The sequence below is a fragment of the Rubrivirga halophila genome, assembly GCF_046845755.1.
Taxonomy (GTDB): domain Bacteria; phylum Bacteroidota; class Rhodothermia; order Rhodothermales; family Rubricoccaceae; genus Rubrivirga.
The window spans coordinates 739,634-752,619 of the sequence record NZ_CP177357.1; the positions used below are offsets into that span (position 1 = coordinate 739,634).

General features: G+C 73.0%; 12 protein-coding genes. 8 read left to right on the top strand and 4 right to left on the bottom strand.

The window, feature by feature from the left end; genetic code table 11:
• From ACLIRP_RS03035 to ACLIRP_RS03045, 3 genes are all read right to left on the bottom strand, one after another.
• Positions 1-888 (bottom strand): BadF/BadG/BcrA/BcrD ATPase family protein, encoded by an 888-nt coding sequence (locus ACLIRP_RS03035; protein WP_412062484.1) that lies wholly within the window; start codon positions 886-888, stop codon positions 1-3.
• On the bottom strand, positions 885-2,846 hold the full coding sequence (locus ACLIRP_RS03040; RefSeq protein WP_412062485.1) for a penicillin acylase family protein: 1,962 nt from the start codon (positions 2,844-2,846) through the stop codon (positions 885-887). The genes ACLIRP_RS03035 and ACLIRP_RS03040 overlap by 4 nt, the downstream gene beginning before the upstream one ends.
• A 251-nt stretch (positions 2,847-3,097) precedes the next feature.
• Complete coding sequence (locus ACLIRP_RS03045) at positions 3,098-4,762, bottom strand: helix-hairpin-helix domain-containing protein (protein ID WP_412062486.1); 1,665 nt, start codon at positions 4,760-4,762, stop codon at positions 3,098-3,100.
• Positions 4,763-4,979: 217 nt separating this feature from the next.
• On the opposite strand from ACLIRP_RS03045, the gene ACLIRP_RS03050 reads away from it, so the two are divergent.
• From ACLIRP_RS03050 to ACLIRP_RS03085, 8 genes are all read left to right on the top strand, one after another.
• Complete coding sequence (locus ACLIRP_RS03050) at positions 4,980-6,671, top strand: S41 family peptidase (protein WP_412062487.1); 1,692 nt, start codon at positions 4,980-4,982, stop codon at positions 6,669-6,671.
• A 328-nt stretch (positions 6,672-6,999) separates the two neighbouring features.
• Positions 7,000-7,764: a MotA/TolQ/ExbB proton channel family protein gene (locus ACLIRP_RS03055; RefSeq protein ID WP_412062488.1), complete on the top strand. Its 765-nt coding sequence runs from the start codon at positions 7,000-7,002 to the stop codon at positions 7,762-7,764.
• A gap of 61 nt (positions 7,765-7,825) precedes the next feature.
• Positions 7,826-8,092 (top strand): hypothetical protein, encoded by a 267-nt coding sequence (locus tag ACLIRP_RS03060; RefSeq protein ID WP_412062489.1) that lies wholly within the window; start codon positions 7,826-7,828, stop codon positions 8,090-8,092.
• Between the two features lie 46 nt (positions 8,093-8,138).
• The gene (locus ACLIRP_RS03065; protein ID WP_412062490.1) at positions 8,139-8,693 is read left to right on the top strand and encodes an ExbD/TolR family protein; all 555 of its coding nucleotides are present in this window, start codon (positions 8,139-8,141) and stop codon (positions 8,691-8,693) included.
• Between the two features lie 89 nt (positions 8,694-8,782).
• On the top strand, positions 8,783-9,235 hold the full coding sequence (locus ACLIRP_RS03070; protein WP_412062491.1) for an ExbD/TolR family protein: 453 nt from the start codon (positions 8,783-8,785) through the stop codon (positions 9,233-9,235).
• A gap of 238 nt (positions 9,236-9,473) precedes the next feature.
• Positions 9,474-10,496, top strand: coding sequence for an isocitrate/isopropylmalate dehydrogenase family protein (locus ACLIRP_RS03075; RefSeq protein WP_412062492.1), 1,023 nt, complete (start codon positions 9,474-9,476; stop codon positions 10,494-10,496).
• A gap of 31 nt (positions 10,497-10,527) precedes the next feature.
• A complete protein-coding gene (locus ACLIRP_RS03080) occupies positions 10,528-10,944 on the top strand; it encodes a DUF4293 family protein (protein ID WP_412062493.1) in 417 nt (138 codons plus the stop codon).
• 69 nt (positions 10,945-11,013) lie between these two features.
• A complete protein-coding gene (locus tag ACLIRP_RS03085) occupies positions 11,014-11,892 on the top strand; it encodes a DMT family transporter (RefSeq protein ID WP_412063683.1) in 879 nt (292 codons plus the stop codon).
• On the opposite strand, the gene ACLIRP_RS03090 is transcribed toward ACLIRP_RS03085, so the two are convergent.
• A complete protein-coding gene (locus ACLIRP_RS03090; RefSeq protein WP_412062494.1) occupies positions 11,889-12,911 on the bottom strand; it encodes a glycosyltransferase family 2 protein in 1,023 nt (340 codons plus the stop codon). The genes ACLIRP_RS03085 and ACLIRP_RS03090 overlap by 4 nt on opposite strands.
• Positions 12,912-12,986: the final 75 nt, after the last annotated feature.

The following is a 12,986-nucleotide window of genomic DNA, read 5'->3' on the forward strand; positions in this document are numbered from 1 at the left end:
TCAGTCGGCGAGCGTCCGTGCCAGCGCGAGGGCGCCTTCGACCGGCTCGGCCTCACATTTCGAGACGGCCCAGCCGGGGAGGTGACGGGCGAGCGCGTCCGCCAGCGCGGTCCAGTACACGGGCTCGCCCGCCAGCCCGCCCGAGACCGCAAGCCGCGTGCGGACCGTGTCCCCAGCGCGCGTCGCCAGCCACCCGGCCTGCTTGGCGAGCGCGTTCGTCTCGGCGCGGAGCGCCGTCTCCGCCGCCCAGTCGCCGGCCTCGACGGCCGCGAGCAACAGGGGCGCGAACGTGCTGAGCGGCCGGGCGTCGTCGTAGACGGCGGCGACCACGTCGGCCGACGTGGCCAGGCCGTGGTGCTCGGCGGCGATCGCGGGGAGCGCCGAGGGCGGGCCGCCGTCGAGCGCCGCGAGCAAGGCCCGGAGCGCGTGGCGCCCGAGCGCGGCGCCACTGCCGTCGTCGCCGAGGGCGGGGCCCCAGCCCCCCGCGCGCAGCGTCTCGCCCGCGTCCGTCCGGGCCAGCACCAGCGAGCCGGTGCCGACGAGCAGGACGGCGCCGCCCTCGTCGCCCCACGCCGCCCGATACGCGATGTCGGCGTCGTGCGTGACCACGAGCGGGGCGTCGAGCCCGAGCGCGTCGGCGATCGCCGTGCACACGTCGGGGCGCCCGGCGCCGGCCAGCCCGACGGCGACGCCCGCGAGCGGCACGTCGGGGAAGGCGTCGCGCGCCCAGGCGATCACGTCCGCGAGGGCGGCGGCGGCGGCGGCCGCGCCGTCCCGCGCGGCTTGCGCGCCGGGCCCGGAGAACGTCTCGCGGCGGGCGCCGGCCTCGGCGAGGGCGGCGGTCTTGGTGCCGCCGGCATCGACGCCGACGAAGAGCGGATCGGTCACGAGGCGGGCGTCAGGCGGAGGCGGGCGGCGGGCATCGGGGCGCGGGCGTCGAGCGAGAGCGTCCGGCCCTCGGGGCCCGCCAACTCCACGGCGTCGACCGCCCCGCGCAGCGCGGGCGTCCGGATCTCGACGCGGCTGCGCGCCAGGTCGGTCCGCACAGTCCACACCGCGAGCGGGGCCGGGACGCCGTCGAAGACGAGCGACGGGCCGGGGCGGAGCGCGGTCGGGTGCCCGCCGGGCGGGCCGAAGCCGTCGCGGAACCGGCGCGCGGCGCCGCCGCCTCGGCCGCCGAGGACGGGGAACTGCGGCCCGCCCTGGAGCCGACCCCAGCGCCAGTCGGTCGGGAGCGGCCCGTAGCGGTCGCGGAGCTCGGCCCGGGCGATCCGCAGGGTCGAGGGCAAGAGGGCCGCGTCGAGCGAGTCGGCGGGGTCGGGAAAGTGGCCGGTGAACTCGCGGTGGGCGACCAGCCACCACTCAAAGAGCGACGGGGCGATGGCGTCCGGGGCGTAGGCGCCGTCCCAGCCGTTGAGGTAGGCGTACGGGCCCTGGAGCACGTCTGCCAGCGAGTCGCGCGCGCCGAGCCCGCGGACGAGCGCCGTGATCTGAGACCGCGCCCAGCCGCTCACCACGTCGCGCGTGCCCGGGCGCAGCGTCCCCGACGAGTCGGCCGCGACGGTGTCGGGGGGGGCGTCGCTCGGCCGCTCGCGCAGGGCCAGGACGGAGAGGGCGTACCGCGCGAGTGTGTCGCCGGCAACGAGGACGGCGCCGCCGGACTGGCCCGCGACCGTCGGGCGGCCCAGGACGCGGAACGCGCCCCGACGCGCCAGCAGGCCTGCGCCGTCGGCGATCGAGAACGGGATCGTGCGGCCGGCGCGCAAGGCCGCGAAGGCGGCGAGGTCGGTGCCCAGCCCGAAGCCGGCCCACTCGACCCGCCAGCCGGACGAGTCGGCAGCGGTCGAGTCGGTCGCCGCGCGGCTCGCGCGGAGCACCAGCCCGGTCGTGTCTCGGGCGACGGCCAACAGCGTCTCGTCCCCGTCGCGCTCCACGATCCGGCTGTGGACGACGGGCGGCAGCGCGCCCGAGTAGGGGACGAGCCGCACGCGCGAGCCGGTCAGCATCGCCCAGCCGAGCCCGTCGGCGACGCCGCCCGGGGCGGACAGCGTGCCCGGTGTGGTCAGGGCGACGGCCGCGCGCTGCGGCGTCCGCAAGATCACCGGGGCGATGGCGGCGAGCGCGGAGGTGCCGCCGCCGATCTGGTGGACGAGCGTGCCCGTCGGCAGGGCATAGGCCCGGTCGAACCCGCCGCCCGGCGCGCCCAGGAACGCGCGGAAGGCGGAGTCGGCGGTCAGGAAGCGGGCGACGGCGGTGTCGGCGCGGGCGGCCCGGCGCCACGTGGAGTCGGCGGCCGGCGCGGGCGCGGCGAGGTAGGCGTGCAGGCGCTCGGCCGCGAGCGCGTCCCACGGGTCGGACGGCCCGGGCACCACGTCGGCGGCCAGGAAGCCGTCGCCCTGGACGACCCCGGGCTCAGCGAACCCGGCCGAGACGCCCCGGGCGTAGGCGTCGAGCACGGCGCGGTCGGCCTCGTCGAGCTCGGCGTAGGTGCGGCGCGCGAGCGAAGCGAACCCCAAGGTCCTGGCGTGGAGGTCCAGCGCGCGGCCCTCGTCGCCGAACCACTCGGCCAGGGTCCCACGCGCGGCTTGCCGCCAGATGGCGACGGTCCACCCGTGATCGGCGGCGTGCGCGTACCCGAGTCCGGCCGCGAGGGCGACCTCGTCGGGGCCCTCCACCCAGACGCGCCCGCTGTCGTCCCAGGCCACCTCGGCGGCCCCGGTCAGCCCGGCGATTTCCAGCGTCCCCTCGCGGGGCGCCGTGGTGCCGTAGGCGAGGAACCACGCCGTCGTCGCGAGCAGGGCCACCAGCGCCACGACGGCGCCGACGATCAACAGGAGACGAGCCACGGGCGGGGGGAGAGGGGAGGGGAAGCTAGCGGTGTCGGCGGGTCGTACTCACGAGCGCCGTCCGGGTTGTCAGTGGCCCGCGTTGTCAGTGAGCGGTGGGACGGTCGTCGGTAATCCGGTACCGGCCCCGCCAAAGGGTCTCATGCTTGCGGAGGTCAATCCGAGATTTCCGACGACCGACGACCGACGACCGACGACCGACGACCGACGACCGACGACCGACGACCGACGACCGACGACCGACGACCGGCTCACCGGTCACCCAGCCACGTCGCCAGCTCGTCGGCCGATTTCGCCGTCAGCGAGTCCGCCGCCGTGAGCCCGCCCTTCTGCGCCGAGGCCACGCCCCAGCGCGTCGCGTCGAGCCCGTCGACCGAGTGCGCGTCGGGGTTGATCGAGACGGGCACGCCGCGCTCGACGGCGCCGCGCACGAACCGCCAGTCGACGTCGAGCCGCCAGGGGCTGGCGTTGAGCTCGACGGCGACGCCGTGCTCGGCGCACGCATCGAGGACGGCCTCGTGGTCGAGCGGGTAGCCCTCGCGGCGGAGCAGGAGCCGCCCCGTCGGGTGCCCGAGCACGTGGACGTGCGGGTTCGCGACCGCCGCGACGACGCGCGCCGTGGCCTCGTCCTCGGTCATGTTGAACCCCGTGTGGACGCTGGCGACGACCACGTCGAGGCCGGCGAGCACGTCGTCGGGGAAGTCCATCGCGCCCTCGTTCAAGATGTCGACCTCCGAGCCGTGGAAGACGCGGAAGTCGACGCCCTCCGCCGCGTAGTCGGCGTTGAGCTGGCGGACCGCCTCGCCCTGCTGGTCGAGCTCCTCGATGCTGAGCCCGTGCGCGATCTGCAGGCTCCGGCTGTGGTCGCAGACGCCGAAGTACGTCAGCCCCCGCTCGCGGGCCGCGTCGCACATCTCGCGCAGCGTGTGCGCGCCATCGCTGGCCGTCGTGTGGTTGTGGATGGTGCCCTGGAGGTCGGCCGTGCGGACGAGCGTGGGGAGCGGGCCCTCGGCGGCGACCGTCAGCCAGTGCGGGTCGTCGCGCAACGGCGCGGTGATCGGCTGGAGCCCGGCGGCGGCGTAGATCGCATCCTCGTCGCCCGCGTCCGCCAGCGGCGCGAGCGCGGCCACGGCGTCGACGTGCTCGGCCGGCCCGGTGCGCTCGAACCAGACGCGCCCGAACGCCGCGTCGCCCGAGGTCCAGACCGTCAGGGGCAGGCCGAGCGGCAGCGTCGCCGTCACGCGGTCGTCGGCCGTCTCGGCGTCGAGGCCAAGCGCGGCCGCCACCTCCGTCGGGGTGCCGACAGCGACGAGGTCGGCGCGGTCGACGACGTTGCACTGGCGGCGGACCGGGCCCGCCATCTCGGCGCGGAGCCCGGCGGCACGGAGGCGGTCGCGGACCGCGACCGCTTCGAGCGCCACGTCGCGCAGGTGCGCCTTGCCCCGGTACGCCTTGAGCGCCTCGACGCCCGCCAGGATGTTGACGACGGTCTTGGCCCCGAACCCGGGCAGCGCCGCCAGCCGCCCGGCCGCCGCCGCCGTTTCCAGGTCCTCGATCGAGGTCACGCCGGCGTCCTGCCACAGCACGCGGACCTTCTTGACGCCCAGCCCCTTGACGCGGAGCACCTCGGGGAGCCCGGGCGGCAGCGCCTGGAGCATCGTCTCCGTGACGCCCATCACGCCGGTCGCGGCGAACTCGGCGATCTCGGCCGCGAGCCCCTTCCCGATCCCCTGCACGCCGACGAGCTCGCCCGCTTGCGCCAGCTCGACGGCCGACTCTTCCAACCGCTCGACGGCGCGGGCGCCGGACGCGTAGGCGCGGGCCCGGAACGGGTTGCCGCCGGTCAGCTCGACGAGGTCGGCGGTGAGCTTGAGCTGCTGGGCGACGGCTTTGTTGGTCATGCGGAGGGCGGGCATTTTTGGGGTCGGGAGGTTCCTCGCGCGAGCGGCAAAGGTTCCTCCCGGTGCGCGCGGCGCGGCCGCCGTGGGCGAGAATCGGAGGGCGCAAGCGCTGGGGAGGCACGGACGGGCCCGCGATGCCGATCTTGAAAGGACTGAGAACCGCCGCGCCGGCGGCCGGGCTGGCACCAACGCCACCCACGCGCCGTTGGAACTGCCCCCGCCCCCCGCACGCATGCTCCGTTCCCGCTTTGCCCCCATCCTCGGCGCCGGTGCGCTCGCCGCCGCCCTCCTGGTGGGCGTCCAGGTCCAAGACGCCGTCTCCGGCTCCGAGGACGTCGAGCAGCTCCGCAAGATCGAGGAGGCCTACGAGTACATCACCCGGTCCTACGTCGAGGAGGTCGACTCGTCCGAGCTGGCCGAGGCCGCCATCGAGGGGATGCTCGCCGACCTCGACCCCCACTCCATCTACATCTCGACCGACGAGATGCGCCGCGTCCGCGAGAGCTTCAACGCCAGCTTCGACGGGATCGGCATCTACTACGAGTTCATCGAGGCCGGCGACGCCGACACGCTCGTCGTGCTGATGCCGATTGCGGGCGGGCCGTCGGACGAGGCCGGCCTCCACGCGGGCGACCGGATCGTCGAGATCGGCGGCGAGAGCGCCATCGGGATCGACACCGAGGGCGTCCAGAGCCGGCTCAAGGGGCCGCGCGGCACGACCGTCGACATCGTCGTCGAGCGCCCGGGCTACTCCGAGACGCTCCGCTACACCATCACGCGCGACCGCATCCCGCTCGACACCGTCATCGCCAGCTACATGGTCGACGACCGGACGGGCTTGATCAAGCTCCAGCGCTTTGCGCGGACCAGCCACGACGAGGTCCGCGAGGCCATCCGCGACCTCAAGCGCCAGGGCATGGAACGCCTCGTCTTCGACCTGCGCGGGAATGCCGGCGGGCTCCTCGATCAGGCCTACGCCATCGCCGACGAGTTCCTGGGCGCGGGCGAGATGATCGTCTACACCGACAGCCGCCACGCGGCGAACCGCCGCCAGTACCGCGCCACCTCGGGCGGCATCTTCGAGGACGCCCCGGTGATCGTCCTCATCGACGAGAACTCCGCGAGCGCGTCGGAGATCGTCGCGGGCGCGCTCCAGGACCACGACCGCGGCTACCTCGTCGGGCGCCGCTCGTTCGGCAAGGGGCTCGTCCAGCAGCAGTTCCCGATGTCCGACGGCTCGGTCCTGCAGATGACCGTCTCGCGCTACTTCACGCCGTCGGGCCGCCTCATCCAGACAGCATATGAGGTCGGCGAGGGCGACGAGGCGTACTTCGAGGCCAAGCGCGACCTGCGCGGCACCGTCGAGGGCCAGCTCGCCGAGACCGGCGGGGCCGTCGACTCGCGCGTGTTCGGGGCGTCCGTCCCGGACTCGCTGACGTTCAAGACGGCCGGCGGCCGCACCGTCTTCGGCGGCGGCGGCATCCTGCCCGACTACCTCGTCGCGCGGGACTCGCTCTCGCCCGCGCTCCGGACCGTCATCGGCAAGCGCTACGACGACGTGTTCGCGCGTGAGGAGGTCGAGCGCCGCGGCGAGGCGTTCCGCACGTCGTGGGAGGGCCGCCAGCGGGCCTTCGCGACCGAGTTCCGCCTGAGCGACGCCGACTTCGAGCGCTTTCTCCAGTTCGCCGAGGCGCAGGGCACGCCCGTCGTGGCCACGCGTCCCTCGGACGGCGAGGAGGACGTGCTCGTCCGGTCGGAGGCGCTCGCGGTGCGCGAGGACATCGAGACGCGGATCCGGGCCTTTATCGCCCGCCGCTTGTACGACGCGAGCGCCTTCTACCCCGTCGTCGGCCAGCTCGACCCGGCGCTCCGCGAGGCCATGCGCCACTGGGACGACGCGGTGACGCTGGCGCAGGCGCAGTAGACCCGCCTTGCCCGGTTTCGAGCCCCGGCCGGCGCCTCCGCCGGCCGGGGCTCCTTTATTTGGTGGCCCAAGCATCAGGCGGGCGGCGAGGTGTTGGCCGGAGAGAACGCGATCCCGAGGCCCAGGGCAACCTTTGCGCAAGCTGGCGGTCTTCCCCCCGGACCCAGACGCTCCACCCTCCCGCCACACCCGCTTCGCGTCGCGTTGACATTCCCGGGGGCGGTAGGGATATTGACAGCCCGTGTCCGGCGCCCGTCGGCGCCCCCATCCGCTTGCCCCGGGGCTCACCTGGCGGCCCCCAACTCTCCCCACCCGAGGTACCTCACCCATGACGCTTTCCGCCTTGCTCCTCCTGCAGGACGCTGCCGCTGACGGCTTCGCCAACGAGCTCGTCTACCGCTTCAACGAGGGCGGTGGCTACATGTGGCCCGTGCTCATCACGCTGATCATCGGCCTCGCCATCGCCTTCGAGCGGATCCTCTCGCTCAACCGGGCCGACATCAACACGCCCAAGTTCATGGCCAAGGTGAAAGAGGCCCTCGATAACGGCGGCGTCTCCGCCGCCGAGGACGTCTGCGCCAACACGCGCGGCCCGGTCGCGTCGGTCGTCCAGGCCGGCCTCACCCGCTTCGACGAGGGCATGGACGCCGTCGAGAAGGCGGTCGTCTCCTACGGCTCCATCGAGATGAGCTTCTTGGAGCGCGGCCTGGTCTGGCTCTCGCTGGGCATCTCGCTCGCGCCGATGTTCGGCTTCCTCGGCACCGTTGTCGGGATGGTCGAGGCCTTCGACGCCATCGAGGCCGCCGGCGACATCTCGCCGTCGCTCGTGGCCCGGGGCATCAAGATCGCCCTCCTGACGACGGTCTTCGGCCTCATCGCGGCCATCATCCTGCAGGTGTTCTACAACTACTGCGTCTCCAAGATCGACCGGATCACGGCCGACATGGAGGAGGCCTCGGTCGAGCTCATCGACTCGCTGGCGATGATGTCGCTCGGCCGCCCGGCGCTCGGCGCCCGCACGCGGGGCACGCTGCCGCGCGCCGGCGGCGCGATCGGCACGGGCGACGACCCGGCCATCACCGACATCCCGTAAGCCCCGGCCGGGCCCGCCGCACGCCGCGCGGGCCCGGCCTCTCTTCTAGCCTCCCCACCCGATGGTTACCGCCCTCGTCTACCTCTGCCTCGCCATCATCGGGATCTCGGTCCTGATGATGGTCGGGTTCGGGCTCAAGAACGCCGGCTCGACGCTCGCCCAGAGCAAGCTCGGCCTGGCGGCCTTCGCGCTCCCCGTCCTCATCTTCGTCGTCGCCTTCGCGGTCGACGGCACGATGACCGGGGCCGCCGTGGCCACCGCGATCGCGCTCACGATCTCGGGGCTCGCCGCCCTGCTGATCTCGGGCGCCAAGAGCCTCTTCAGCTAAGGGCCCGGCACCCGCCGACCGCCCCGAGCCTCCACTCCCGCCTCCCATGCCGCTCCTCAAACGACGCACCAAGCGCGACGCGGAGATCCCCTCGGCCTCGATGGCCGACATCGCGTTCCTGCTGCTGATCTTCTTCCTCGTCACGACGACGATCAACGCGGACAAGGGGATCTACATGCAGCTCCCGCCGAAGCTGCTCGAAGACAACCCGCCGCCGGAGATCAACCAGCGGAACCTGCTCAACGTGCTCGTGGCCGCCGACGGCCAGGTCCTGATCGACAACGAGGTCACCAACGTCGACGCCATCCGCGAGATCGTCAAGCGGCACATCTTGAACAACGGCCGCGAGCCCCAGCTCTCGGTCTCGCCCGACAAGGCGGTCACCTCGTTCAAGACCAAGCGCGGGCTCCCGTACGAGATCTACATCGCCGTGCTCGACGAGATCAAGTCGGCCTACAACGACGTCCGCGACGACGCGGCCCGCCAGGAGTACGGCGTGACGTACGGCGAGTACAAGGCGCGCCTCGACGACGAGGCGACCGACGAGATCGCCGAGCGCTACCCGCTCAAGATCTCGCTCGCCGAGCCGGATCCGGACTGAGTGATGCGTGATGGGTGAGGGGGCGCTGACCCCTTCCCTCTGCCCGTCACGAGTCCTCTTCACTCATCACTCTTTACCCATCACTCGCAATGTCCGCCCATTTCAAGAAGAAGAGCGCCGGCACCAAGCAGGAGATCCCGACGGCCTCGATGCCGGACATCATCTTCATGCTGCTGATCTTCTTCATGGTGACGACGGTCCTCCGCGAGACGGAGCTGCTCGTCAACGTGTCGATCCCGCAGGCCGAGGCCATCGAGAAGATCGACCAGAAGCGCCTGATCCAGTACGTCTACATCGGGCCCGAAAAGCTCGAGGGGGGCGGGCTCGGTGAGGCGGCCGTCCAGATCGACGACGCGATCGTGCGCGAGCGGGCCAACATCCGCCAGTTCATGTACCGCGCCCTCCGAGACGAGCCCCGGACCATCGTCTCGATGCGGATCGACAAGGAGGTCGAGACCGGCCTGCTCTACGACGTCCAGCAGGAGCTCCGCGAGGCCGAGGCCCTGCGCGTCAACTACTCGACGACGCGCGAGGCCGAGTAGGTCTCTCGGCTCCGACAGGTCCGCCGGGGCGCTCGCAAGGGCGCCCCGGCTTTTTTGGTCCGGCCGCTCCAGGGTCCGCACCGACGGGGATCGGGCCGGGGGCTGGGAAGGCGACCGGCTTCGAGCGGTCTCCGCGCGAACGGGGGCACCGCGCCGCGGCGCCCGCGTTTCGACCGGACTCCACGCCGAGGGCCCCAGCGCCCCGGCTAGCTTCTCCGCTCACCGCCCCGACCGACCGATGCCCGCCATTCCCGCTACCCTCATCCCCGGCGACGGGATCGGCCCCGAAGTGATGGAGGCCGCCGTGGCCGTCGTCGAGGCGACCGGCGTCGCGTTCGACTGGGACCGCCAGGAGGCCGGCATGGACGCCTTCGAGGAGACCGGCGAGCCGCTCCCCCAGGCCACCATCGACTCCATCGAGCGGACGCGGTTGGCGTACAAGGGCCCGCTGACGACGCCCGTCGGCACCGGCTTCCGGAGCATCAACGTCAAGATCCGGCAGCTTTTCGACCTGTACGCGAACGTCCGCCCGTGCGAGACGCTGCCCAACACGAAGGGCCCGTTCGAGAACGTCGACTTGGTGCTCTACCGCGAGAACACCGAAGGGCTGTACGCGGGCATCGAGTACTTCGACGAGAAAAACCAGATCGCCGACTCCATCGCCCGCCACACGCGGACCGGCTGCGAGCGGATCATCCGGTTCGCGTTCAAGGACGCCCAGCTCCGCGGCCGCAAGCGGCTCACGCTCGTCCACAAGGCCAACATCTTGAAGCAGACCGGCGGCATGTTCCTGTCGATCGGCCGCCAGATCGCCGAGGACAACCCGGGCATCGCCTTCGACGACCGGATCGTCGACAACATGGCGATGCAGCTCGTCATCCACCCGGAGGACTACGACTCGATCGTCACGACCAACTTGTTCGGCGACATCCTGTCGGACCTGATGTCTGGGCTCGTCGGCGGGCTCGGCGTCACGGGCTCAGCCAACATCGGCGACGATTGCGCGGTCTTCGAGGCCGTCCACGGTTCGGCCCCCGACATCGCCGGCCAGGGCATCGCCAACCCGACGGCCGTCATCCGCTCCGGCGAGATGATGCTCAAGTACCTCGGCAAGGACGCCGCCGCCGAGGCCATCCGCAAGGCCCTGCACGACGTGTACTCCGACCCGTCGGCGCTCACCGCCGACCTCGGGGGCACGGCCACCACGGCCGACTTCGGCGCCGCCGTCGCCGACCGCGTCCGCGCCCACATCGCCGCGTAGCGCGCGTCTCCCACCGACCTCCGACCGACCGATGATCCAGCGGATCCAGACCTTGTACCTCGTCGCCGGCGCCCTGCTGCTGGCCCTCTTCGTCGCCGTGGGCGACACGTGGGCCGGCGCCATCGCCGACGAACGCGCGTGGCTGGGGACGCTGGCGTACGTGCTCGCGGGCGTCACCGCGCTCGTGGCGCTCGTGGCCGTCGGGCTGTACAAGAACCGCGAGCTCCAGCGGACGGTGATCGGCGTGGCGCAGTGGCTCGACCTGGCGCTCATCGTGGCCGTCCTCGTCGGGCTCTACCTCGCCTTCGACAGCTCGGCGCCGACGGCGCCCGTCGGCTACTACCTCGTCGCGATGCAGCCGATCGTGGCGTACGTGCTGCTGCGGATGGCGCGGCAGCGGGTCGTGGCCGACATCGCGAAGGTCCGGTCGATGGACCGGATCCGCTAGGCGCCGGGCGTCGGTTTCGGGTATCGTTCGGCCCCACCCACCGCCCGGTCCATCTCCGCCTCCTCGACTCTGCGCGCCCCCGCATCGGTCTGGGCCGCGCTAGCGGTCGGCCTGCTCGCGTTCGGCTCGTCGCCGATCCTGATTCGGCTGGCGGGCGACGCCCCGGCGTTGACGCTTGCCGCGTGGCGGACGTCGGCCGTGGCGCTGGCGCTGGCGCCGGTCGCGCTCGGGCCCAGGCGAGCCGAGCTGGCGGCGCTCGGCCGCCGGGACTGGGCGCTGGCCCTCGGCGCGGGCGTCGTGCTCGGTCTCCACTTTATGGCCTGGATCCTGTCGGTCCAGCTGACGAGCATCGCCAGCGCGGCCGTGCTGGTGACGACGAGCCCCCTCTTTATCGCCGTGCTGGGGGCCGTCTTCCTGCACGAGCGGCCGTCGCGGCGGACCGCCGCGGCGATCGGCGTGGCCGTCGTGGGGGCGGCGCTGCTCGGGCTGTCGGAGGGCACCGGCGCGGCGACGTATCCGGCCCCGGCGCTGGGGAACGCCGTCGCGCTCGGCGCCGCCGTGCTCGTGTCGGTGTACCTCCTCCTTGGCCGCGCCGTCCGCCAGCGGGCCTCGTTCGTGGCCTACTTCTGGCCGGTCAACCTCGCGGCGGCAGCGACCTGCGTCGTCGGCTGCTGGGTCGCGGGCGCCCCGCTCGCGCTCCCGCTGCCCATCGCGGGGCTGGCGCTGGCGATGGGGCTGGGGCCCGGGCTGTTGGGCCACGGGTCGTTCGCGAACGCGCTCGGCTACCTCCCGGCCGCCCTGCTCGGCCTCCTCGCGCTGAGCGAGCCCGTCCTCGCGTCGGCCGTCGCGGCCGTCTGGTTCGGCGAGGTCCCGTCGGCGCTGGGGATGGTGGGGGTGGCGATTGTGCTGGCGGCGATCGCGGCCGTCGTCTCTGTGCGCGACGACTAGCGCCAGCCTAGAGCGAAGCCGGAGGGGGGCAGCTCCGAAAACCGGCGGCGGCCACGGAGCATCGCGTCGACGGCGATCGAGCCGCGATAGGGGGGGAGCACAGGCGCCTCGTCGGCGGGCGGCGGATCGACGGTCCGGATCCGCTGGGCGGCTTCGGCGCGGCCCTCGCGAATCGCGTCCGCCAGCGGGCGGTCGCCCCGGAGCAGCGCCTGCGCGATGGCCGCCGTGTCCAGCACACGGCGCTGGCGGAGCGCGCGCCGAGCCTCGGGCGGGGGCAGGTTCTTCGCCAGCATCACCAGGCTGTTGCGGACGTTGAGGAACGTCTTGCGGGGCCCGACGGGCAGCGACGCCCCGCCCAGGTGGTAGACCTCCGAGGCGGGCTCGACGCGGATCCGCCCGCCCGCGCGCTGCAGCCGCCAGCACAGGTCGATCTCCTCCATGTGCATCCCGAACGACTCGTCGAACCCGCCGACGGCCTCGAATGCGGCACGGTCGACCGCGAGCGCGGCGCCGGTCGCCCAGAAGACGTCGCGCGCGTCGTCGTACTGACCGCGGTCGGGCTCCATCGTGTCGAAGATCCGCCCCCGCGTGAACGGCACGCCTGCCGCGTCGAGGAATCCGCCCGAGGCGCCCGCGTACTCGAACCGGTCACGGTCGCCGTGCTGGAGCAGTTTCGGCTGGACGGCCACCACGCCGTCGCCGAGCGCGTCCACGAGGGGCCCCAGCCAGCCGGGCGGCACCTCGACGTCGTTGTTCAGGAAGCACAGCACCGACCCGCTGGCGGCGGGGACCGCGAGGTTGTTGCCGCCCGCGAAGAGCGCGTTCTCCGGGTGGCAGACGACCACGACGTCGGGGTGCTCGGCCGCTAGCCACGCCGCCGTCCCGTCGGTCGAGGCGTTGTCGGCGACGACGACCTCGAGGTCCGGGTAGTCCGTCGCGAGCACGCTCGGCAGGAACCGCTTGAGAAGCCCGAGGCCGTTCCAGGTGACGACGACGACCGAGACGCGGGGGGCGGGCACAGGGAGAAGCGGAAGCGGTCGGGGGCAGCCTTGAAGCTACCCCCGACCGTCGTGCCGTCCCGAACACACACCGGC

Coding starts and splice junctions, on each gene's coding strand:
- ACLIRP_RS03055 (WP_412062488.1), top strand. CDS start 7,000: ATGACGCTTTCCGCCTTGCTCCTCCTGCAGGACGCTGCCGCTGACGGC.
- ACLIRP_RS03075 (WP_412062492.1), top strand. CDS start 9,474: ATGCCCGCCATTCCCGCTACCCTCATCCCCGGCGACGGGATCGGCCCC.
- ACLIRP_RS03065 (WP_412062490.1), top strand. CDS start 8,139: ATGCCGCTCCTCAAACGACGCACCAAGCGCGACGCGGAGATCCCCTCG.
- ACLIRP_RS03060 (WP_412062489.1), top strand. CDS start 7,826: ATGGTTACCGCCCTCGTCTACCTCTGCCTCGCCATCATCGGGATCTCG.
- ACLIRP_RS03070 (WP_412062491.1), top strand. CDS start 8,783: ATGTCCGCCCATTTCAAGAAGAAGAGCGCCGGCACCAAGCAGGAGATC.
- ACLIRP_RS03045 (WP_412062486.1), bottom strand. CDS start 4,762: ATGCCCGCCCTCCGCATGACCAACAAAGCCGTCGCCCAGCAGCTCAAG.
- ACLIRP_RS03050 (WP_412062487.1), top strand. CDS start 4,980: ATGCTCCGTTCCCGCTTTGCCCCCATCCTCGGCGCCGGTGCGCTCGCC.
- ACLIRP_RS03080 (WP_412062493.1), top strand. CDS start 10,528: ATGATCCAGCGGATCCAGACCTTGTACCTCGTCGCCGGCGCCCTGCTG.